Origin of the sequence: Nocardia lasii (genome assembly GCF_042658545.1) — a bacterium.
GTDB lineage: Bacteria > Actinomycetota > Actinomycetes > Mycobacteriales > Mycobacteriaceae > Nocardia > Nocardia lasii.
Genome location: NZ_JBHSQN010000015.1, coordinates 1 through 21,881 on the forward strand (window position 1 = coordinate 1; position 21,881 = coordinate 21,881).

23 protein-coding genes are annotated in these 21,881 nt (G+C 68.7%); 6 read left to right on the forward strand and 17 right to left on the reverse strand.

All coding sequences use genetic code 11. The features are described 5' to 3' along the window. The coding region (locus tag ACFP3H_RS22050) for a hypothetical protein (RefSeq protein ID WP_378608874.1) at window positions 1-202 on the forward strand (202 nt) is incomplete at its 5' end. 30 nt (window positions 203-232) lie between these two features. Here ACFP3H_RS22050 and ACFP3H_RS22055 read toward each other — a convergent pair. Both ACFP3H_RS22055 and ACFP3H_RS22060 read right to left on the reverse strand, forming a co-directional pair. Continuing rightward, entirely contained in the window at window positions 233-1,198 is a 966-nt protein-coding gene (locus ACFP3H_RS22055; protein WP_378608875.1) for a DUF3039 domain-containing protein, read from the reverse strand. A gap of 104 nt (window positions 1,199-1,302) precedes the next feature. Further along, a complete protein-coding gene (locus tag ACFP3H_RS22060; RefSeq protein ID WP_378608876.1) occupies window positions 1,303-1,713 on the reverse strand; it encodes a helix-turn-helix domain-containing protein in 411 nt (136 codons plus the stop codon). Window positions 1,714-2,232: 519 nt separating this feature from the next. On the opposite strand from ACFP3H_RS22060, the gene ACFP3H_RS22065 reads away from it, so the two are divergent. Then, entirely contained in the window at window positions 2,233-2,532 is a 300-nt protein-coding gene (locus ACFP3H_RS22065) for a helix-turn-helix domain-containing protein (RefSeq protein WP_378608877.1), read from the forward strand. 299 nt (window positions 2,533-2,831) lie between these two features. Continuing rightward, window positions 2,832-3,791, forward strand: a complete 960-nt coding sequence (locus ACFP3H_RS22070; protein ID WP_378608878.1) for a type II toxin-antitoxin system HipA family toxin — start codon at window positions 2,832-2,834, stop codon at window positions 3,789-3,791. Here ACFP3H_RS22070 and ACFP3H_RS22075 read toward each other — a convergent pair. The 14 genes from ACFP3H_RS22075 to ACFP3H_RS22140 form a co-directional block, all read right to left on the reverse strand. Beyond that, a complete protein-coding gene (locus ACFP3H_RS22075) occupies window positions 3,756-3,914 on the reverse strand; it encodes a hypothetical protein (protein WP_378608880.1) in 159 nt (52 codons plus the stop codon). The two genes, ACFP3H_RS22070 and ACFP3H_RS22075, sit on opposite strands and share 36 nt — an antisense overlap. A 138-nt stretch (window positions 3,915-4,052) precedes the next feature. Continuing rightward, a complete protein-coding gene (locus tag ACFP3H_RS22080) occupies window positions 4,053-5,003 on the reverse strand; it encodes an ABC transporter substrate-binding protein (RefSeq protein ID WP_378608881.1) in 951 nt (316 codons plus the stop codon). Between the two features lie 4 nt (window positions 5,004-5,007). After that, window positions 5,008-6,264, reverse strand: a complete 1,257-nt coding sequence (gene entS, locus ACFP3H_RS22085; RefSeq protein WP_378608882.1) for an enterobactin transporter EntS — start codon at window positions 6,262-6,264, stop codon at window positions 5,008-5,010. Next, window positions 6,261-6,503 carry a phosphopantetheine-binding protein gene (locus ACFP3H_RS22090; RefSeq protein WP_378608884.1) on the reverse strand — a complete coding sequence of 81 codons (243 nt, stop codon included), beginning with the start codon at window positions 6,501-6,503 and terminating at the stop codon, window positions 6,261-6,263. The genes entS and ACFP3H_RS22090 overlap by 4 nt, the downstream gene beginning before the upstream one ends. 27 nt (window positions 6,504-6,530) lie before the next feature. Next, window positions 6,531-6,938 (reverse strand): aspartate 1-decarboxylase, encoded by a 408-nt coding sequence (gene panD / locus ACFP3H_RS22095; protein ID WP_378608886.1) that lies wholly within the window; start codon window positions 6,936-6,938, stop codon window positions 6,531-6,533. A 141-nt stretch (window positions 6,939-7,079) separates the two neighbouring features. Next, a complete protein-coding gene (locus ACFP3H_RS22100) occupies window positions 7,080-7,922 on the reverse strand; it encodes a siderophore-interacting protein (RefSeq protein ID WP_378608887.1) in 843 nt (280 codons plus the stop codon). Further along, window positions 7,919-8,734 carry an ABC transporter ATP-binding protein gene (locus ACFP3H_RS22105; protein WP_378608889.1) on the reverse strand — a complete coding sequence of 272 codons (816 nt, stop codon included), beginning with the start codon at window positions 8,732-8,734 and terminating at the stop codon, window positions 7,919-7,921. Before ACFP3H_RS22105 ends, ACFP3H_RS22100 begins: the two co-directional genes overlap by 4 nt. Beyond that, complete coding sequence (locus ACFP3H_RS22110; protein ID WP_378608890.1) at window positions 8,731-9,795, reverse strand: FecCD family ABC transporter permease; 1,065 nt, start codon at window positions 9,793-9,795, stop codon at window positions 8,731-8,733. The genes ACFP3H_RS22105 and ACFP3H_RS22110 overlap by 4 nt, the downstream gene beginning before the upstream one ends. Next, complete coding sequence (locus ACFP3H_RS22115) at window positions 9,792-10,868, reverse strand: FecCD family ABC transporter permease (protein ID WP_378608891.1); 1,077 nt, start codon at window positions 10,866-10,868, stop codon at window positions 9,792-9,794. The genes ACFP3H_RS22110 and ACFP3H_RS22115 overlap by 4 nt, the downstream gene beginning before the upstream one ends. Window positions 10,869-10,918: 50 nt before the next feature. Further along, window positions 10,919-12,655, reverse strand: coding sequence for an ABC transporter ATP-binding protein (locus tag ACFP3H_RS22120; RefSeq protein WP_378608892.1), 1,737 nt, complete (start codon window positions 12,653-12,655; stop codon window positions 10,919-10,921). Further along, window positions 12,652-14,649 (reverse strand): ABC transporter ATP-binding protein, encoded by a 1,998-nt coding sequence (locus tag ACFP3H_RS22125; RefSeq protein WP_378608893.1) that lies wholly within the window; start codon window positions 14,647-14,649, stop codon window positions 12,652-12,654. The genes ACFP3H_RS22120 and ACFP3H_RS22125 overlap by 4 nt, the downstream gene beginning before the upstream one ends. A gap of 149 nt (window positions 14,650-14,798) precedes the next feature. Next, a complete protein-coding gene (locus ACFP3H_RS22130) occupies window positions 14,799-15,506 on the reverse strand; it encodes a DUF8020 domain-containing protein (RefSeq protein ID WP_378608894.1) in 708 nt (235 codons plus the stop codon). A gap of 204 nt (window positions 15,507-15,710) precedes the next feature. Beyond that, window positions 15,711-16,985 carry a lysine N(6)-hydroxylase/L-ornithine N(5)-oxygenase family protein gene (locus tag ACFP3H_RS22135; protein ID WP_378608895.1) on the reverse strand — a complete coding sequence of 425 codons (1,275 nt, stop codon included), beginning with the start codon at window positions 16,983-16,985 and terminating at the stop codon, window positions 15,711-15,713. A 237-nt stretch (window positions 16,986-17,222) separates the two neighbouring features. After that, complete coding sequence (locus tag ACFP3H_RS22140; protein WP_378608896.1) at window positions 17,223-17,990, reverse strand: SOS response-associated peptidase; 768 nt, start codon at window positions 17,988-17,990, stop codon at window positions 17,223-17,225. A gap of 70 nt (window positions 17,991-18,060) precedes the next feature. On the opposite strand from ACFP3H_RS22140, the gene aroA reads away from it, so the two are divergent. The 3 genes from aroA (at window position 18,061) to ACFP3H_RS22155 (ending at window position 20,772) form a co-directional block, all read left to right on the forward strand. Further along, a complete protein-coding gene (aroA, locus tag ACFP3H_RS22145) occupies window positions 18,061-19,353 on the forward strand; it encodes a 3-phosphoshikimate 1-carboxyvinyltransferase (protein WP_378608897.1) in 1,293 nt (430 codons plus the stop codon). After that, window positions 19,350-20,354 (forward strand): ribosome small subunit-dependent GTPase A, encoded by a 1,005-nt coding sequence (gene rsgA, locus ACFP3H_RS22150; protein ID WP_378609553.1) that lies wholly within the window; start codon window positions 19,350-19,352, stop codon window positions 20,352-20,354. The genes aroA and rsgA overlap by 4 nt, the downstream gene beginning before the upstream one ends. A gap of 100 nt (window positions 20,355-20,454) precedes the next feature. After that, window positions 20,455-20,772 (forward strand): hypothetical protein, encoded by a 318-nt coding sequence (locus ACFP3H_RS22155; protein WP_378608898.1) that lies wholly within the window; start codon window positions 20,455-20,457, stop codon window positions 20,770-20,772. On the opposite strand, the gene ACFP3H_RS22160 is transcribed toward ACFP3H_RS22155, so the two are convergent. Continuing rightward, entirely contained in the window at window positions 20,769-21,794 is a 1,026-nt protein-coding gene (locus ACFP3H_RS22160) for a hypothetical protein (protein WP_378608899.1), read from the reverse strand. The genes ACFP3H_RS22155 and ACFP3H_RS22160 overlap by 4 nt on opposite strands. Window positions 21,795-21,881: the final 87 nt, after the last annotated feature.

Genomic DNA, 21,881 nt, shown 5'->3' on the forward strand with positions numbered 1-21,881 from the left:
CCACGCCGAATGGACCTATTCCCCCACCCTCATCCCCACCCCCACCCTCACAACCCTCACCACCACCTGGCTACAAACCCTCACCCACCTGGCCACCGACCTCACCACCACCGACCCCACCGGCCTAACCCCGTCCGACACCGCCGTCCCCACCTTGACCCAGGCGGAAATCGACGAGTTCGAGGCGGAGTGGGACCTGTGAGCACCGTCCACGCATCTCCTCGGAAACGTGTCACGCCACTGTGGTCGGAAGATTCGCCAGCGCGGCTGCGCATTCCGCGCATTCTTCGAGTCCCTCGTGATCCTGCATCGGCACGAAGAACACACCGCAGAGCGCACGCGAAGCCTTTCCTTCGATAGTCGCTGCCGCGAGATGCCCGGTGTGCACGCGATGGCTGACGGCACCGAGCACTTGTGGCAGGAGTTCATCGCGCGCCGACGCGACACGGAGACGGTCAGCCTGCTCCCGGCAGTAGCCCGGCTCAGCGATGGTCGAATACGACGAACCGTAACGATCCCAGCCCTGTACCGGAGGCGACAGCGACACCAAGACGCGCACTGTCAGAAGCCATCCGAGGTCGCTGGTCGCGAATTCGTGAGCCAGGTCGAACTCGACCACCAGCTCCTCGCATCCGTCGACCATTGCGACTGTGAACACAGCCGCACCCATGGATTCGGCACGCACCGGATGAGGGAGGCACAGTCGAAAGCTTCCGCCCGAATTGGTTGCGCTCAGTACATCGGCAACGTCCTGCTGCATCCGCAGTTCCCACTGGGTTGTCAACCAAGCCGACTTCTCGACCCTGAAAAGCCTCCGGTCGAGTTCCGTCGGCAGCAGCCGCGCACCACCGGCGCGGTCGATGATCGCACCGAGCCATTGATAGAAGTCCGCGCCGTCTTTGTGTCCGCCCTTCGCGAGCCCGGCCGCGCAGACCCACCGCACCCCAGTATCGGGGTCTGTCCACAGTCCCGCACGCCACTGCCCGTTCCGCAGCTCCTGCAACCTCAGATCGCCCGAGCAGGCGATCAAGCGCGGCGACGGGTCATTCGCCGGATCGGATCCGTAGAGTTCGGCGGCTTTGCGCAGCAACGAGTGCGGTAGCTCATTGAACGGATGCAGGTCGCTCCACCGCTGGTCGGTAACGGCTCGTATCACGCGCGGCTCCGCCCAATCCGCAACGAGGTCCTCGGTGAGCACACGGATTGTGGGGCGAGCACGACTATATGGGGCCACGCGACGATGCTCGCAGGCGACGGCACACGTTTCCACTCATCGTGGGCCTACTCGCCGGTTCGATGGGATCACACCTCGTCGGCAAGCTCGTCGATGGCCGCGGCACGGGTGCGGTCGATGTGCGCGAAACGCTCGGCGAGTTCCCGGCGGTCACGCTGACGTTCACGCTCGAACTCGATGACATCCTCCAGGTTGATCCGGCGATCGCGGCCGACCCGAAACGACGGCAGGGCCCCGGAATCGAGCAACTTGTACAAGTGCGTACGGCTCATACCGAGCCGCTGCGCGACCTGCGTGGGCGTCCACACAGCGTCGGTCCCGGACATGGCGACGTCGGAACCCGCGTGAACATTGCGGACGAGCGCCTCCAACAGCTCGCGAAGCTCGGACGGCGCGAGCTCGCCCACCAGCCTCTCGACCTTCGCCAGCTCCGCCGCAGACACCTGGGCAGCATCCACGCGATGAGTCACAACAGCCACCCGACACCCTCCTTCGTGCCCACTCACCCATCAACAGATGTCACAGATGACACTACGTCATGAGGCCGATCCAGTCAATGTCAGTCATGGAGTCGACAGATGGCCAACCACACGGACCAGCAAGCTCAACGTGCCACACGGCGAGAGCTACTCGACTCCCGGGATCGAAAATTCGGACCGGTCGCGACGGAAGGACTCGCACGAGCACGCGAGGCGTTCGGCGAACTGCATGGGAACAGCCTTCGACCTGAGCCACGTCAGGTCACCAGACTTCGAGCATCGACCGCACCCGGGACAGGCGACACCGCCGATCCGCGTTAAGTATAGTTAAACTAACTATACTTAACCTCTTATTCACAGGTCAGCAGAGGTAGGCGAGTTCCTCGAACTCGCCGGTCGTCATGAGCGGATCATGCGCGGTGGTCATGAGACAACGCTACCGACATCGGACGCGGGCATTCGACGGAATTATGATCACCGTAGTACCCATTATCTCACTTAACGATTACCATAGTAACCATGAAGCGCCCCACATCCCCCGTCGTCACGAGGAGCGCGAAGCAGCTCGGGGAGTACCTGGCGAACTGGCGGAAACTCCAGGGACTGACAGCCGAGCAGGTTGCTCAGCGCGCGAACATCACCCGCACAACCTTGCGGAGCGTCGAGAACGGTGGGCTCGGCGTGACCATGGAGACCTACCTGTCGGTCCTGCACGCCCTGGGCATTCTGCGCGATTCTCTCAACGCCATCGACCCCTACGAATCCGATCTCGGGCGAGCCCGCGCCGACCAGATCCTGCCGAAGCGAGTGCGCCCGTGACGACACCGGACAAGCTTCTCGTCGCGGTCGACCTCGACGGCGACACCACCGATGCCGCCATCGCCCACTTCAACCGCCGTGGGCCCACGATCAGCACAACCATCCACTATCTCCCGAGCTACCTGTCGAATCCCCGCGCCTACGCCTTCGATCCGGGAATCCCGCTCACCGCAGGGAGTTTCAGCGTTCGAGGTCTTCCGGGGGCATTCTCGGACTGCACCCCCGACCGCTGGGGGAAGAATCTGGTCACGAAACGGTTGGCGGCGCAGGCTCGTGAACAGGGACGCCGACCCGCCACCGTGACCGATATCGACCTGCTCGTCGGCGTCGCGGACGCGACCCGGCAGGGCGCATTGCGCTTTCGTGAAGTCGACGGGCCGGAATTCCTCCACTCGGATGCCTCGATTCCGCCCTTGGTCGAACTTCCCCGGCTCCTGCGCGCCGCCGATCGAGTTACCTTCGCGCCACAGCCGCGCTCCTCCGACCTCGCCGCCATCAAAGAGCTCTTGGCCGCAGGAACAGGCACGCTCGGCGGAGCTCGCCCCAAGGCCTCGGTCCGCGACGGCAACCGTCTGCTCATCGCCAAGTTTCCGCACCGCGACGACACCGTCGATGTCATGGCATGGGAATGCACCGCGCTCGACCTTGCCGAGCGGGCCGGAATCGAAGTTCCTCCACACCGCATCTCACGGATCGACGGACGCACGGTACTGCTACTCGATCGTTTCGATCGCCGCCCGTCCACCGGACAACGGGTCGGATACATCAGCGCGATGACGCTCACCGAACACAGCGACGGCGACATCGCCGACTACTTGGATCTCGCCGCCGCACTGTCCTTCGCCGGGCAGAAGCCGAAGGATGATCTGGTCGCGCTATGGCGCCGGATCGCGTTCTCTGTCGCCATCCACAACACCGACGATCACCTGCGAAACCATGGGTTCCTCCGTGTGCGTAACGGATGGACGCTGGCACCGCTGTTCGACGTCAACCCGAACCCCGACCCGCACAGCGAACGCGTGACCGGAATCGCCGGCGCACGCGCGGCCGACGAGGAAATCGACGCACTGATGACCAGCGCCGCCGAATTCGGGCTGTCGGCAGTCCAGGCGGCCACGATTCTCGCCGAGGTGTTCGCGGCGACGCGGGATTGGCGAAGTGTCGCTACTGCCAACGGCATCGGCAGTTCGCAGATCGCCGTTTTCGAACCAGCTTTCGAGCAACTACGCGAGGGGGCGAAACTTGCGGTCGAACGCTGATTGCCGCGCCCCGAGTTTTCCGTCGACAAACTCCAGCGGAACGCCCTCCGCCACCCGCGCGGCGACCCGGGCGAGTTCCTCGAACTCACCGGTCGTCATGAGCGGATCATGCGCGGTGGCCATGAGACAACGCTACCGACGGGGCTGGTGAGGGTGGCGGGGAACATCGTGAAACACGGCCGCCCCGGCACCCATTCGATTTCTCGGGAATGCCGGGGCGGGGGCGGCGACCCGATGAGGGTGGGGTCGCACGTTTCGGGGTCAGAGGGTTTTGGCGATCTCCTCGATGCGGTCGAGGACCGACATGGCCTGGCCGTAGTGGAGGGTATTGAAGTAGGAGAGGGGGTAGGCGTGGCCGGTGCGGACGGCGGGGAGGCGGGTCCAGGCTTCGGTGGCGCGCAGGGGGTTGGTGGTGGGGAGGGGGGCGCCGGTGTTGTCGGCTTGGTAGAGGATGACGTCGGAGGGGGTGAGGGTGTCGATCAGTTCGATCGAGAACTCCTTGGTGGTGCCGGTGCCCTGGGAGATGTCGGAGAATTGGACGCCCGCGTCGGCGAGGACGACGCCGCTCCAGGAGTCGGGCAGGGCCAGGTACCAGGTGGCGGGGTTGCGGCCGCCCATGACCATGCTCCAGCGGGTGCGGGCGAAGACGTCCTGGTAGCGGGTGGCGATGTCGTTGGCGCGTTCGTCGTAGCGGCGCTTGACCTCGTCGCCTTCGGCGCGTTTGCCGACCGTGTCGGCGGCGGACAGGGCGTGCAGTTTCCATTCGCCCGCCTGACGGGCCGGGAAGTAGACGGTGGGGGCGATCTCGGCGAAGCGGGCGGCGTTGGTGTCGGGAGCGTGCGACAGCGCGGTGCTCAGGATGAGGTCGGGGGTGTGGGTGAGGACCAGTTCGGGTTTGGCGCCGTTGCGCGGGCCGACCTTGGGGATCGCGCGGTAGGCGTCGAGATGGGTTGCCAGCAGCTGGGTTTCGTCGTATTCGGCCATCGCGACGGGCGTGTAGCCGACGTCGAGCAGGGCGCCGGGGGTGTAGTGGTCCAGGCAGACCACGCGCGCGGGGTTCACCGGGATCTGCACCGGTCCGGTCGCGCCCTCGACCGCGCGGGTGCTGGCAACCGCCGTCTCCGCCGAGCCGGCGCAACCGGCCAGTGCGACCGCGCCGACCGCGCCTGCGGCGAGTCCGAAGAACCCGCGCCTGTCCATCAGCATTGCCATCGAATTACCTTTCATCTGCCACGACGGGGTGGCTGTCGAGCGTGCGCAAAGCGGTGAGTGCGCACCAGAGAACAAGGGTCACCACGCAGCCGGCGGCGCCGTAGACGAGGAAGACCTGGCGGGTGGGCACCAGGCCGGCCACCACGCCCGCGACGATCGCGCCGACCGAGACCGAGACGGTGACCTGGGCGGTCCACACGCCGGAGACCCGGCCGCGGAACTCGTCGGGCGTATTGCCCTGCACCACCGCGAATCTCGCGATGTCACTGACGACGCGACCGACGCCGTGCGCGGCCAGGCCGAGGAACAGCACGGCGGTGGAGGCGAGCAGACCCGCGCCGACGAAGGCGGCGGCCGAGACGAGGGTGGCGGCGAAGATCACCTGGCCGCCGCGACGCATCGAACCGGTCCAGCCGGAGGTCAGGGTGCCGAGCAGGGCGCCGACGGCGGGTGCGGCGAACAGGACGCCGACGGTGCGTTCGCCGCCGTGCAGCACCTCGGCGACGTAGGCGGGCACGAGCACGCCCCAGCCCGAGAGCAGCATCGTGACGAAGCCGACCAGCATGGTCGCGCCGACGACCCGGTGGCCGAAGGCGAACCGGAACCCGGACACGATCGCGCGCAGCGGCGACTCGCCGTGGGTGCTGTCGGGGACCATGCGGTCGAGTCGGGCGATGAGCACGGTGGTGACCAGGCTGGCCGCGGCGGCCAGCCAGTAGTTGGCGGTCACGTCGAGCGCGGCGATGAGGACACCGCCCAGTGCGGGCGCGGCCACCGAACCGAGGTTGGAGGTCAGGGCCATCAGCGCGCCCGCCGCGGCGAGTTTGTCGCGCGGGATCAGTCCGGGGGTCGCGGCGATCAGGGCGGTCGCCGAGATGCCGCCGGCTACTCCGTCGATGACGGCGCACACGAAGATCGCCCACAGGTGCGGGTCGGGCAGCATGGCATTGATCGCCAGCAGCGCGAAGCCGATGGTCGCCGCGCCCCGGGCGCCCGCGATCACCGTGCGGCGGTCGTAGCGGTCGGCCGCGGTGCCGCCGAACAGGGTGCCGATCAGCGCGGAGACGCCGATGACGGTGGAGATCGTGGCGACCGTGGCGGTGGAGCCGGTGAGCCCGTAGACCTGGATCGGCAGGGCCACCACCAGGAAACCGATGCCGAACACCGAGATCGTGCGGGCGATGAACAGGGTGCGGAACTCGCGGCTGGTGCGCAGCGGTTCGAGGTCGATCGCGATCTTGCGCGGCGGGGCGGCGCTCACGGAGCGAGCACGTCGAGCCAGAGCCCGAGCACCGGTTCGGCGGCCAGGGTGACGAATTCGGCCTGCGGGGCCCCGGCGGAGCGCCACTTCTCGACCAGCTGCATCAGCCGGACCGAGTCCAGACCGGCGTCGAACAGGTTCGTGTCCTCGGTGAGTTCACCGGGTTCGACGCCGAGCGCGGCGGCGATGTCGGCGAGTACGGCGTCGCGGTCGAGGGTGGTCACGGTGTCCTCGGACATGGCAAGTCTCTCTTGATCTTTCGGAGTTCAGCGTGACGACAGTTGGTCGATGGCGCCGGGCACCGGTTCGGCGGGGTCGGCGCCGAGCGCGACGATCCGGTTGTCGGCGTCGACGTGGACGACCTTGGGCTCGTGCACCAGGATCTCGGCGGGCTCGAGCTGAGCGTAGGACATGATGATCACCAGGTCACCCGGGTTTACCAGGTGCGCGGCGGCGCCGTTGATACAGATCTTGCCCGAGCCCGCGGGTCCGGTGATCGCGTAGGTTTCCAGCCGGGCGCCGTTGGTGATGTCGACGACCGCGACCTGCTCGCCCTCGACGAGATCGGCCGCCCGCATCAGATCCGCGTCGATGGTGATGGAGCCGACGTAGTGCAGATCGGCCTGGGTGACCGTTGCGCGGTGAATCTTGCCGTTGACGAGCGTACGAAGCATTCGCTTTCTCCCACTGCATAGTTCGACGGACCGACGGGTTCCGGCGCGGGACACGCCTCGGCCGACCAGAGGTTAGGCTACACTAACGAACGCCTCTATTGGCAACCTTCCGTCATGCAATCACGGATAGGCTATTAGCACTCATTCGTCATCTTCGGCGTGATGGTCCAGGTTGACCGTGCCCACGCGCCAGTACCCGTCGACCTTCATCTGGTCCTTGGTCAGCTTCAGCTCATCGACGAGAACCCGCCGGATCGGCCGCAACGAGGTCGATTCCCCAGCCGCCCAAGCGAATACGCGCCCCTGCGGCAGGTCCAGCGCACGGATGGCCTCGACCAGCAGCGTGGTGGTGCCGGGTGCGGCACTCCCCCGGTGCAGATACGTCACGTGGACGCGATCCGAGACCGGCAGCTCGAGTTCGTCGGTGGCGTCGGTGACCTCCACGAACGCGCGCACCTGCTTGTCGGCGGGCAGTTCCTCGAGCCAGCGGTGCAGTGCGGGCAGGGCGGTCTCGTCGGCGGCGAGCAGGTACCAGTCGTAGCCGACCGGGTAGATGTGCGAGCCGCGCGGTCCGATCACGCCGATCCGGTCGCCGAGCTGCGCACCGGCCGCCCAGCTGCCGCCCACACCGTGCGTGTGGAGGACGAAATCGATGGTCACCGCGCGCTTTTCGGGATCGTAGGCGCGGATCGTGTAGTCGCGGAATTCCGGTCGGCGGCCGTCGGCGCGCGGGGCGAGACCGAACGGACCGATCTCGGGCATGACCAGTTCGCCGGTCGCCGCGTCGGGGAAGAACAGTTTGAAGTGACTGTCGGCGGCCATCGGCACGAACGGGAAGTCGTCCTCGAGGTCGTCGCCGCCCAGGACGATTCGCTGCATGCGCGGGGTGAGCGCGTAGGTTTGGAGCACCTCGAGCACGCGCGGGGCGATCGGGTGCATGACCAGGTTGATGGTGTCCTGGTGCGGGGTTGCCTCGGTGTTCACAGCAGTTCCTTTCGTTCGCGCGAGCGTGCCCGCGGAATCACCAGCGGGGTGCCCGATTCCGGGTCGTCGATGATGCGGCAGGCCAGGCCGAACACGTGCTCGACCAGCTCGGCGGTGATCACGTCCGCCGGGTGCCCCTCGGCCACCACGACGCCGTCCTTCATGGCGATCAGGTGGTCGCCGTAGCGGCAGGCCTGGTTGAGGTCGTGCAGGACCGCGACCAGGGTGTGGCCGCGGTCGCGGTTGAGATCGCGGAACAGTTCGAGCAGTTCGATCTGGTGGGCGATGTCGAGGAAGGTGGTCGGCTCGTCGAGCAGCATCAGCGGGGTCTCCTGGGCCAGGACCATCGCCACCCACACGCGCTGGCGCTGCCCGCCGGAGAGTTCGTCGACCAGGCGCGGCGCCAGCTCGGTGACGCCGGTGGCGGCCATCGCCGTGATCACCGCGTCCTCGTCGGCGCGCGACCACTGTCGGATCAGCTTCTGATGCGGGTAGCGGCCGCGCGCGACCAGGTCGGCCACCGAAATGCCTTCCGGGGCAGTGGAAGTCTGCGGCAGTAGGCCCAGCTTGCGGGCGACCTGTTTGGCCGGATACGACGAGATGGCCTTGCCGTCGAGCAGCACGGTGCCCGCCGACGGGCGCAACAGGCGCGAAAGGGCGCGCAGCAGTGTCGATTTGCCGCAGGCGTTGGGTCCGACGATCACGGTGAAGGTGTCGTCGGGGATGGCCACGGACAGCTGCGTGCTGATCACCCGTTTGTCGTAGCCGACGGTGATCTCGTGCGCGGCCAAGCGCGAACTCGGGTTCGTCAACGTCGTACCTCTCGTGCCAGCAACCAGACGAAATACAGGCCACCGATCGACACCGTGACCACCCCGACCGGCAGTTGGTTCGGGGCGAACGCGCGCTGGGCGACCCAGTCGGCGGTGACCAGCAGCAGCGCGCCCATCGCCGCGGCGGGCAGGACCGCGACCGAGGCGGTGCGGGTGAGCCTGCGCGCGAGTTGCGGGGCGGCCAGGGCGACGAAGGCGATCGGACCGGCGGCGGCAGTGGCCAGCGCGGTGAGCGCGACACCCACCAGCACCAGGGCCAGGCGGGTGGGTTCCACCCGGATGCCGAGCGCGCGGGCGGCGTCGTCGCCGAGGTCGAGCACCGGGATCCGGTAGGCGAGCAGGACCGCGCACGGCAGCAGCACCGCGAGCACGATCGTCACCGGCAGCACCTGATCCCAGCCGAGTCCGGCCAGGGAGCCCTGGCCCCAGACCGCGGCCGCCATCGCCGCGTTCAGATCGGTCTTGATGATCAGCCACACGTTCACCGATTGCAGCATGGCGCTGATCGCGATACCGACGATGATCAGCCGGAAGCCCTGCACGCCGTCGCGATAGGCGAGGACATAGACCAGCAGGGCGGTGCCGAGGCCGCCCGCCAGCGCGCCGACAGCCGTCTCGTAGTAGCCGCCCTGGAGGAACAGGATGACGATCAGGGCGCCGGTGTAGGCGCCGGTGTTGAAGCCGATGATGTCGGGGCTGCCCAGCGGATTGCGGGTCAGCGACTGGAAGATCGCGCCGCTGGCCCCGAGCGCGGCGCCGAACATCAGCGCCAACAGCACGCGCGGCATCCGCCATTTGCTCACGACGAGTTCGTCGGTGCGCGAGCCCTCGCCGAAGATGGCGCGGAGCACGTCGGGCGGGGAGATCGTGTAGTCGCCGGTGCCGAGGGAGATGACCGCGACGACACCGGCCAGCCCGATCAGCACCAGCACCACCGCGACGACGCGCAGGCCGATTCGCGCGGAGAAGCGGTCGGTGACCCGGAGGGTGGCGACGGCACGGCCGAAGTCGACGCGCGAGGCGTCCTTGCTGATCCTCACAGGCCACTGGCCTTCCGGCGGCGGACCAGCATGATCAGCACCGGTGCGCCGACGAAGGCGGTGACGATGCCGACCTGTAATTCCGTGGGGCGCAGGACGATTCGGCCGAGCACGTCCGACAGCAGCACCAGGGTGGACGCGCCGAGCACGGTGTAGGGCAGGATCCAGCGCTGGTCGGGGCCGACCAGCCAGCGGGCCACGTGCGGCACCATCAGGCCGACGAAGCCGATCGGCCCGGCGGCCGCGGTGGCCGCGCCGCACAGCAGCGTGACGGCGATGATGCCGAGCCTGCGGGTGTTGGCGATGTCGACGCCGAGCGAGCGGGCGAGGTCGTCGCCGAGGGCGATGGAGTTGAGTGGGCGCGCGACGGCGAAGGCGAGCACCAGCCCGGCGACCACGAATCCGCTGATCGCCCAGACGACGCCCGGGTCGGCGCCCGCGATCGAGCCCGCGTACCAGAACCGCAGGTGGTCGAAGGTTTTCGGGTCGATCAGCATCAGCCCGTTGGTGATGCCGTAGAGCACGGCGCCGATCGCCACGCCCGAGAGCGTGATCCGGATGGGTGTGGTGCCGCCGCGGCCCTGGGAACCGAGCAGGTAGACCGCGACCGTCACCACCACCGCGCCGAGGAAGGCGAACCACATGTACTGCCAGATGCTGGTGAAGCCGAAGATCGCGACGGCCAGTGCGACGAAGAACGCGGCACCGGCGTTCACCCCGAGAATGCCGGGGTCCGCCAAGGGGTTTCGGGTCATGGCCTGGATGAGCGCGCCCGCGACGCCGAGCGCCATACCGACCAGCAGGCCGAGCATGGTCCGTGGGACGCGCAGTGACCGCACGACCAACTGGTCGGCCGAGCCGTCGTAGTTCCACAGTGCGTCCCAGACCGCGGCGAGCGGGATATCGCGGGTGCCGACGGTGAGGCTGAGGGCGAGAGCGACGAGCAGGATCGCGGCCGCGACCAGCAGGCCCAGCGAGCGGCCTCGGTTCGAGGTGACGGTGCCGGTTCTGGTGATCGGTTTCTCGGCGGTGCTCACTTCGGCTTCCCCCTGCGAAGCCGAAGTGAGCACCATCGTCGAATCTACTGTGGCACTGGTATTTTCGGCAACGTCCTTGCGTTCCCTCATGCGCGTGCGCCGATCTTCCACGACTGGGCGCGTTCCTGTTCGCGCCAGAAGTCGGCGTAGCGGCCCTCGGCGGCGAGAAGTTCGTCGTGGGTGCCGGTTTCGGCGATGCGGCCGTGTTCGAGGAACACGATGCGGTCGGCGGCGCGGACGGTCTCGAGGCGGTGGGCGATGACCAGGACGGTGCGGCCGGTGGTGAGGGCTGCGGTGGCGGCGCGGATGGCGGCCTCGTTCTCCACGTCCAGAGCCGAGGTGGCCTCGTCCAGCAGGACGACCGGGGCGTTCTTGAGCAGCGCGCGGGCGAGCGAAATGCGTTGGCGTTCACCGCCGGACAGGGCCGCTCCACCCTCGCCGACGATGGTGTTCCAGCCGTCGGGGAGACGGGCGATGATCTCGTCCACTCGCGCCTGGGCGGCGGCCGCGGCCAGCTCGTCGTCGGTGGCGTCGGGGTGGGCGATGAGCACGTTCTCCCGGATACTGGCGTCGAACAGGTAGACGTCTTGGAAGACCATCGACACCGCGCCCATCAGTTCCACCGAACCGATCTCGCGAATGTCTTTGCCGCCGAGGGTGATCGAGCCCGAGTCGACGTCCCAGAAGCGGGCGACCAGGCGGGCCAAGGTTGTCTTGCCCGAACCGGACGGACCGACGATCGCGCAGACCGAACCCTGCGGGACCTCGAAGGAGATGCCGTCGAGGAGGGTGCGGTCGGCGTCGTAGCCGAAGGTGATGTCGCCGAAGGTGATCGAGGAATCGGCCGGGACGGCGGTGTCGGTGGTGGGTTCCGGCAGGGGCGGGGTGGCGACGATCTCGCCGATCTCGGCCAGGGTGCGTTCGGCCGCCCAGATCACGCTGCCGGTGCGGCCGAGCGCGGCCATCGAGTCGACCAGCAGCGCGGCCAGCACGATCACGATGGTGGCGACCACGGCGGATACGGCGGCGGAGTCGGCCCGGTGCAGGGCGGTGAGCAGCACCGAGGACAGGAACAGGGCGGTGCCGGCCTGGAAGACCACCGAGCCGGTCACCGCGCCACGGAAGTACGCGGCCGAGGCCGTGCGCACGCGGTCGAGGGCGGTGGTGATCTCCGAATCCGCCTGGGCGGTCCGGCCGTAGGCGCGCAGTACCGATTGCAGCTGGGCGAATTCGACCAGTTCGGCGTTGATCTGCTCGGTGGTGGTGTTGCCCGCCGAGGTGGCGCCGCGCAGCAGTCGCGCGGCCCAGAAGTACAGGACCACCAGGATTCCCAGGCCGCCCGCGGCGACCGCGCCGGTCACCGGGTCGACCACGACGAGCACCACCCAGACCGCACCGGCCAGTGCGGCGGCGCGAATATTCACCGCCACAACGCCGTTCAGGGTCGCGGCGAGCATGCGGGTGGCCTCGCCGGCCAGTCGGGTCAGCGCGGCGGCGCGGTCCGGGGAGAACCAGCCGAGTGGGAGCGTGACCACGTGCTCGGCCAGGCGATGCTGGAGGGAGGCCACGATCTCGCTGGTCACCGCGCGCTGTCGGGCCGAGGCGGCGCGGGAGGTGGCGACGGTGAGGACGAGCAGCACGCTCAGCGCCGCGACCCACCACCACGCCTGCGGGAACCGGTCCCCGATCAGGGTGTGCAACAGCGGGACCAGCACCGCGAAACAGGCGCCCTCGACCAGGGCCGAGGCCGCGACGAGCCAGTAGCATCGGCGCATTCGCCGCCGGACCGGTTCGGTGACGACACCGTCTGCCAACGCGATCATCGCGCGGTCACCTCCTGCGCGGTCGACGCCGCCCACATCCGGGCGTAGCGGCCGTTCGCGGCGAGTAGTTCTGTGTGCGTGCCGGATTCGGCGATGCGGCCCTCGTCGAGCACGACGATTCGGTCGGCGTCGGTCACGGTGGTGAGCTGGTGGGCGATGACCAGGGTGGTCTTGTCGGCCATCAGGTTCGACAGGGCGTCCTGGATGCGGGCGGCCGATTCCGGGTCGGCGGAGGCGGTGGGTTCGTCCAGCACGAGGATCGGGGCATCGGCCAGGACGGCGCGGGCGATGGCGACCCGCTGGGACTCCCCGCCGGACAGGCGGGCGTCGGCGCCGATCACCGAGTCGTAGCCGCGCGGCAGTTCGGCGATCCGATCGGCGATTCCGGCCAGGCGGGCGGCCTCGGCGACGGTGGCGTCGTCGGCGTCGGGCCGGGCCAGGCGGATGTTGTCGGCGATCGAGCGGCGTAGGAGTTGGGGGTCCTGGAAGACGAAGGCGAGTTCGCGGTAGAGGTCGTCGGGTTCTAGTTCGCGAATGTCGCGGCCCCGCAACCGGATCGCGCCCGCGTCGATATCCCAGAAGCGCGGGATCAGGCGGGCCAGGGTCGACTTGCCGGAGCCGGAGGCGCCGACCACGGCGGTGACTGTGCCCGGTTCCAGGCGTAGGTCGATCTCGCGCAGGACCGGGGCGTCCGCACGGTAACCGAAGCTGACCCCGACGAACTCGACCGCCGCACGCTCGGTGTCCGCGCCGATTCGCACCTCGGCCGAACGCGCATCGAAGGCGATTTCGGGCGCGCCTGCGGCAGGATCCGCGACCTCCCCGGACTGCGTATCGACCGGACCTTCGCCCGAGTTCACGCTGTCGACATCACGGGACTCGAAGCGCCTATCGACACCCACGGCGAGTCGCCGCTGCGCACGATCGTGTTCGGGTTCCGGTTCACCTTCGGCCACACCGGCATCCGGGTCCTGCGACACACTCGCGGGCCGCACCTCGAGCGGTGCCTCACCGAAGATCTGCGCCAGCGACATCCCCACCATGCGGGCGCGCCGACCGGCCATCAGCACCATCGGCAGCGACCACACCCCGCGCGAGATGATCCAGGAGAGCAGCAGGAACGGGACCACGACCACGCCGTCGATCCAGCCCGCTGCGGTGAACGCGGTGCCCGCGACGGCGGTGATCACGATGGTGACGATCCAGGAGGACAGGAGGGAGGTGGCGCGGGTGCGGCGGGCTTCGACGGCTTCGGCGAGCAGGTAGGTCTGCGCGAAACTGTCGGCGGCCTCGCCGAAACGTCGGGTGCCGCGCTGGGCCTGGCCGAAGACCTTGAACACCGAAATGCCCTGGGCGAGTTCGGTGGTGCGAGCGCCGAGCAGGCGGGCGGCCTCCTCGTGCGCGGTTTCGGCCGGGCTGGGGTTGCGGCGCTGACGGGTGATGATCGCCGTCGCGGCCAGGGTGGGAGCCAGCACGATGAGCGCGAGGCGCCAGTCGACCCACAGCAGGTACCCGGTGGCGAGCACGGTGGTGGCGACGAAGCGCGGCAGCATCGGAATGCCCTCGCCGACAAGCACACTCAGTGAGCCGATATCGGCGCCGACGGTCTTGCGGACCTGCGCGGAACCGTTGCGGGTGAACCACCCCAGCGGCAACCGCTCGAGGTGGGCGACCACCGCCCGTCGGGCCGCGTATTCGACCTGGCGGCTGGCGCCGAAGCTCAGGGTGAACGAGATGCCGTGTGCCACCGGCACGGCGAACAGGGTGCCGACGGCGATCCAGGCCCACACCCGCACCGCATCGGTGACGCCCGCCGCGATCAGGGTGATCAGGAGTTCGCCGAGCGCGATGAACGTCAGCACCGTGGCCACGGCGGCGACCAGTTGCAGCAGGGCCGCGGCGATCAGGCGCGACCGGACCGGGCGCAGCAGCAGGGCCAGCTGCGACGGGCCCGCCGGTCGACCGGCCCCGCCATCCGCGGTGGTCCGCGACATGGACTTCCTCCTGAACCGTGGCAACACCGGAAGCTACCTCTAACAAAGACGCAATTGGACAGTACAGGCTATAAGTCCGGTTCACGACAAACGGCGGGCCCGTGGACCGGACCCGCCGATTGGTCGTACCGAAACCTGATGGAGAAGAATCAGGAGGCGGTGACGGTGATGAAGTACTCGACCGCGGCGGCGATGGCCACCGGCACACCGACGAACAGCGCGCCGCCCATGGTGCCCGCGGGCGCCAGCATGACCGCGCCGGCGATGCAGCCCGCGACCGGACCCGCGCCGAGGAACATGGCCAGCGGCAGCGACAGACCGGCACCGATGACGCCACCGATGATGCAGCCCGCGACACCCGCGCCGACCGCGCCGACGAGGGCACCGATCGCGGCGCCGACCGACAGGCGGCTACCGAACTTCTGCCAGGCCGAGGCCTCGCGCTGCTGCGGGCTGACCTCGGCGATGTGCTGGGGCGCGCTGGCCGAGGGCTTGTAGTACGCACCCTCGGTGACCGGGGTCAGACGCGCGGTGTTGCCGTTGATCTCGGCCCGCACCGGGTACGCGATCTCGTCGATGCTGATCTCGAGCGGCGTACCGCCGACGATCTGGTTCTCGGCGTTCTTGATCTGGAACTGGCCGTTGGCGACGGTCAGGGAGCCCGCGTCGATCGTGATGATCGCGGCGGTGTCGTCGCGGGTGGCGGTGTAGTTCACCACGCCGGGGACGATCTCGACCGCGATGCCACCGTCGGGCGCGACCGGGGCGGGGACCGCACCGGCGCTGCCCGCGGTGCCTGCGATCCCGACCGCGGCGATCGCCACCATCGAGGCGAACGCCATCTTCCTCATCTTCATGCCTGTTCCTTCTGCTCGTCGACCGAGCACAGCCAACCGGCCGTCTCGATCCGTCGGGAGTTGTTCGGCAGGTGCGCCGCACCGGAACCGCCGCTTCGTCGATCACGGCGTTCCAACCCCTCCGAGGGCGTGCCGCACGATCGCTCAGCCGAACGACGCTAAAGTTAGCCTATCCTGACAACGTGCACAAGCGGTTGCTCATCGTCAATGCGCGGGGACCTGTGCGCGCAGCACGATCGAGTCCAGGATCTCGGCCGCGCGCACCGCGACCACCGAGAGCAGCGAGGAACTCAACCCGTGGGTGTCCTCGACGCCGCCGTTGAGATACACCCCGCACGCCTGCCCCTCCGGCAGCCGGAGCCGGTAGTCGCGCTCGACCGGAGGTTTGCCCGAAGCCTGTTGCCCCGCAACGACATCGACGAGTTGGGTCACGTCGAAGGACCGGAAACCGGTCGCGTAGACCACCGCGTCGACCGTGAGCGAGCGACGCCGCCGGTCCATCACGTCGAACAGCTCCAGCCGCACCCCGTCGGCCAGCTCGGTCACCGCCTCGATCCGGGTGGCGTTGTGCACGTACTGCCTGCGATGCCCGGCGACCTTCTCCTCGTACTCGCGCCGGAACAGATCGGCGATGAGCTCGCCGTCGACCGCGCTGTAATTGGTGCCGCGGTGGTAGGACATCATCTGCTCGCGCACCGGCTCGGGGGCGTCGTACCAGCGGTCGACGGTGTCGGGATCGAAGACCCGATTGGCATAGGGACTGTCGTCGGACGGGCTGAACCCGAACCGCGAGATGACCGAGTGCACCTCGGCCTCGGGATACTGGGTGTGCAGATACCGGATCACCTCGCCCGCGCTCTGCCCCGCGCCGACGACGGCGAACCGGCCGTGCGGACGACTCGGCACCTGCCCGAGATGATCGAGCAGCTGATGGTTGTGGAACACGCGCGCGCTCGGCGTGACGCCCTCGGGCAGTTTCGGCACCAGCCCCGGCGCGACCACCACGTTCTTGGCGCGCACCGTCGTGACGCCGTCGGGTCCGTGGCAGGTCACTTCGACAAGCTCACCGACACAGTCGATTCGGACAACGCGGGTGCTGTAGCGGACCTCCACGTCGACCCGTTCGGCGGCCCAGTTCAGATAGTCGGAGAATTCCTGCCTACTGGGGAAGAAGGTCTGTAGGTTCACGAAGTCGACGATGCGGCCGCGCTCGTGCAGGTAGTTGAAGAAGGTGAACTCGCTGCGCGGATTGCGCAGGGTGGCAAGGTCTTTGGCGAAGGATATCTGCATCGTCGAGTCCGGCAACAACATGCCGGGATGCCAGCCGAACTGCGGTTTCGCCTCGAGGAAGACCGCGTCGACGCGGGTGGCCGCGCCCTGGTTGCGCTCGTGCACCACGGTGGCCAGCGCCAGATTCGAGGGCCCGAACCCGACCCCGATCAGGTCGTGGACCTGCGTTGCGGCGTCCGCTCCATTCATTGTGTTACGCAAGGAATATCCCATCGATCGACCCCGGAGCCCCCGTTGGCAACTCGAGGCGCGACAGTAACACATAGCCTATCACTTTTGGTTGCCTCAATGTAGGCACAATGGGTACCCGGATGGGACGAACCGCGTTGCCGCTACCAGCGCGTTCGATTCGCCGCGCCTACCCGAGTCGGCGATGGTCGGGTCACAGCGGGACGGGGTCGAGCCTCTCGTGCGCGGTTGCCGCGCTCACTGCGCGATATCGCAGGTCCCGTCGGACACGAGGAGTTCCGGTCCGTTGTTGCGCACATTGTTGACCAGGGTCGAGACCGGACGCACCGAGATCGACGCCAGTTCCGCCGGCGAGGGCGGCGCCAGCAGGTCGGCGGGCGCGGGGTGGTCGGGGTCGAGCCAGGCGTCCCAGTGCGCGCGCGGCATCGGCAGCGGCATCCGGTCGTGGATGTCGGCCAGCTCGCCCGCGGAATCGGTGGTCAGGATCGTGCACGACAGGATCGGCTCGGCGTCGGGCTGGGCGCGATCGCGCCACACCGACCACAGTCCGGCCATGTACAGCAGGGAACCGTCACTGTGCGACATGTAGAAGGGTTTCTTCACCGCCTTGCCCGTGCCGGTCGGGGCCGGCTCGACCAGCCATTCGTACCAGCCGTCCATCGGCACCAGGCAGCGCTTGTGCTTGACCGCGTCACGGAACGAGGGCGCGGTGGCCGCCTTGTCGGCGCGCGCGTTGAACAGCGGCTTGCCCTTGGCGGGCACGCCCGGTTCGGCCGCCTTGGTCCAGTGCGGGATCAGACCCCAGCGCATCCGCCGGATCCGCAGGCGCGGGTCGTCGTCGGGGTCGCCGTGCTCGTGGCGTTCCACCACGGTGAGGACCTGGGTGGTCGGGGCGACGTTGTAGCTGACGGCCGCGTCGGGCTCGCTCAGCCCGGTCTCGTCGACGGCGTCGAGCTCGGCCGCCAACCGGCCCGGATTCGTGGTCGTCGCATATCGTCCACACATACCGGCCAAGATACGCGCCGAAATACCCACCACCGGTGTGTCCACGACGCACATAGGCGAAGATGGGGACGTGAGTTTCTGGCCTGCGCCCCATATCGAGGTCCCCGTCCACGCGACCGTGACCCTGCCCGGTTCGAAATCCATCACCAACCGAGCGCTCATCCTGGCCGCGCTGGCCGATGGGCCCTCCACCCTCACCGGTGCGCTGCGCAGCCGCGACACCGACCTGATGATCGCGGCCCTGCGCGCGCTCGGCACCGAGATCACCGGCGCGGCTGACGTCCTCGAGGTGACCCCCGCGCCCCTGCACAGCGCCGCCGTCGACTGCGGTCTCGCGGGCACCATCATGCGATTCCTGCCGCCCGCCGCCGCCCTGGCGACCGGCGACGTCGCGTTCTTCGGCGACGAGCAGGCCAAGACGCGTCCGCTGTCGACCATCCTCGACGCCCTGCGCGCGCTCGGCCTCGACGTCGACGGCGACGCGCTGCCGTTCGTCGTGCACGGCACCGGCGCGCTGCGCGGCGGCACGGTCACCATCGACGCCTCCGGTTCCTCGCAGTTCGTCTCCGGGCTGCTGCTCTCGGCGGCCCGCTTCGACGAGGGCGTCACCGTCCACCACGACGGCAAGTCGCTGCCCTCGATGCCGCACATCGAGATGACCGTCGAGATGCTGCGTCGCGCCGACGTGGACGTGCGCACCCCCGCCGACTCCGGCAACGCCCAGACCTGGACCGTGGCGCCCGGCCCGATCCGCGCGGTCGACTGGGACATCGAACCCGACCTGTCCAACGCCACCCCGTTCCTGGCCGCCGCGGCGATCACCGGCGGCGAGGTGAGCATTCCGATGTGGCCGCGCGGCACCACCCAGCCCGGCGACGTGATCCGCGAGATCCTGGTGCGCATGGGCGCCGAGGCCCGCGTCACCGACGGCATCCTGACCGTGCGCGGACCGGAGCGGTTGGCGGGCATCGACATCGACCTGCACGATGTCGGCGAGCTCACCCCCACCGTCGCCGCACTGGCCGCGCTGGCCGACTCCCCCTCGCGCCTGCGTGGCATCGCGCATCTGCGCGGTCACGAAACCGACCGGCTCGCAGCGCTTTCCACCGAGATCAACCGTCTCGGCGGCAAGGTCGCCGAGACCGAGGACGGCCTCGAGATCATCCCCACCCCGCTGCACGGCGGCCAGTGGCACTCCTACCACGATCACCGGATGGCCACCGCCGGTGCGATTCTGGGTCTGCGGGTGCCGGGCGTGCAGATCGAGGACATCGGCACCACGGCCAAGACCCTGCCGACCTTCGTCGCGCTGTGGGAGCAGATGTTGGCGCCCGCCCTATCCGGTGAGGGAGTAGCGCGCTGAGCCGCCAGGGGCGATCCTCGGCCAGCTACGACGAATCCGACGTCCGGGTGCGTCCGGGCAAGGCCTCGTCGCGTCCGCGCACCAAAACCCGTCCGCAGCACGCCGACGCCGAGGCCGCCATGGTCGTCGCCGTCGACCGGGGGCGCTGGGGCTGTGTGCTCGACGGTGACGCCGACCGGCGCATCGTCGCCATGCGGGCGCGCGAACTCGGCCGCACCCCGATCGTGGTCGGCGACCAGGTCGACGTGGTCGGCGACCTCACCGGCAAACCCGACAGCCTGGCCAGGATCGTGCGGGTGAGTCCGCGCAGCACCGTGTTGCGGCGCACCGCCGACGACACCGATCCGTTCGAACGCATCGTCGTCGCCAATGCCCAGCAGCTGTTCATCGTGGTCGCGCTGGCCGATCCGCCGCCGCGCACCGGGTTCGTCGAGCGGGCGATGGTGGCCGCGTATGCCGGTGGGCTGGAACCGATCCTGGTGCTGACCAAACGCGATCTGGTCTCCGAGTCCGAGTTCGCCGCCGCCTTCGACGGTCTGGACCTGACGATCCTCTACGCGGGCATCGACGATCCGATGGAGCCGGTGCTCGAGATCCTGCGCGATCGGCTCACCGCGCTGATCGGGCACTCCGGGGTGGGCAAGTCGACCATGGTGAATCGTCTTGTGCCCGACGCGTACCGGGCCGTCGGCGAGGTGTCGGGGGTCGGCAAGGGTAAACACACCTCCACCCAGTCGGTCGCGCTGCCGTTGCCCGAAGGTGGCTGGGTCATCGACACCCCCGGTGTGCGCTCGTTCGGTCTCGCCCACATCACGCCCGACGATGTGATCGCGTCCTTCACCGACCTCGCAGGCGCGATCGAGGATTGTCCGCGCGGCTGCACCCATCTGGGCCCGCCCGCCGACCCGGAATGTGCGCTTGACCAGCTTCCCGGCACCGAACGTCGGGTGGCCGCGATCCGCACGTTGCTCACCGCGCTGATCGCCAATGATGCCTGGTAAGTAGCGAAGGTTGCGAAATGAGCAACGGTCAGATTGCGAATTCGACTCGCGTCCGCGCACGTTCACGATCTGGACCACCCGCGCCGTTAGGGTCATCCCCATGAAGCCACCGGCGATCGGTTACCTGCGACGCGACATCTCGGGTGTCGCGCAGTCCTGGGACGAAACGCAGATCCGTTCCCTAGCCGAGCGACTCGGTTACCGCTTCACCAAGACCGTCGTGTTCAGCAATCGCACCGCCGATCCGATCGGCAGGCTGCTCGACGTGGTCGCCACCACCGAGGCCGCCGCGATCGTCACCCCGAGCCTGGCCCACCTCGACTCCGACCTCCCGCACCGGATCGTCGCGGCCTGCGATGTGATCACGGTGTCCCCCGAGATCACCCACGCGAGAACCCTGCCCGCGCTGCCCGCCTAGGCGAGCGCGCGGAAGCGGCCGTCGGGGTCGCGGGCCAGCCGTCCGCGCCGGACCGCGGCATTGAGGCAGGCTTCGATGCGGTCCTCGGCGGCGCCGGTGCGTTCGTGGCCGAACTGGGTGAGCGTGGCCCAGACGATCTCGTCGAGGGTGTGCCGATCACGCTGCGCGACATGGGTTATCGCGTTGACGATCTCCTCGGCCGGGATGGCGTCGATGGTGCGGGTGAGGGTGGGCGGGGTGAAGCGGAAGCCGCGCCAGGTGGCCGGATCCAGGTCCGAGGGCCAGACGAAGACACCCAGCGAGGTGGCGCGCATGAGGGATTCGGGAACCTCGCCCAGCACGCAGATCTGCTGCTTCTCCGAGGGTTTCTGGACGCCGAAACGTTGGGCTACCCGCGCGACCAGCAGGTTTCGCTCGATCGGGCCCTCGAGGGAGATGGTTTCGCGCACCGCGTCGCGGACCCGCACGGGGATGGTGGCGGAACTGTCGCGGTCGAGGTCGGCGGGGGAACCGAGGACGCCGGTCGAGGCTTTGACGTAGGGGATGCCGGTGGGGAGCCAGTGGTGGGCGGTGCGGGTATGGGTCTGCCAGTCGGGGGTTTGAGCGACGGTGGGAGACGGGGGTGGGGTGTAGGCGTGCGGGGACGGTGAGGGCGGGGCGGTGTGGGCGATCGGGTAGTGCGTGGGGGTGTGCGGGCGGGGCACAGGCGGGGCGTACGGACCCGGCTGTCCGTAGCCGTGCTGCGGGGCAACGGGATTGACGTAGTGCGCACGATCCGGTTGCCACGGTGCGCCGACACGCTGCTTGTGACGTGCGCGCCGATCGCCGGTGACGAGCTGCCAGATCGACACCCCGACCAGCGCCGTGCCGGCCACCAGGAAGCCGACCGCGAGGGCGATCTCGCCCGTGCTCGCGTTGCCGATGCCGCTCGAGTAGCCGACCGCGCCGAGTAGCACGCCGAAAATGCCGCCGATGATGCCGACGATCCAGCCGATCTTGCCGAACACCTGCACAGGGCCCACTCCACTTCCGCGCGGGCCTGTATTTCGAGGCCGCACCGATGTCCGACGCGCTCCCCCGTCGGCGATGCGCCGAGCCTACTACCGAGG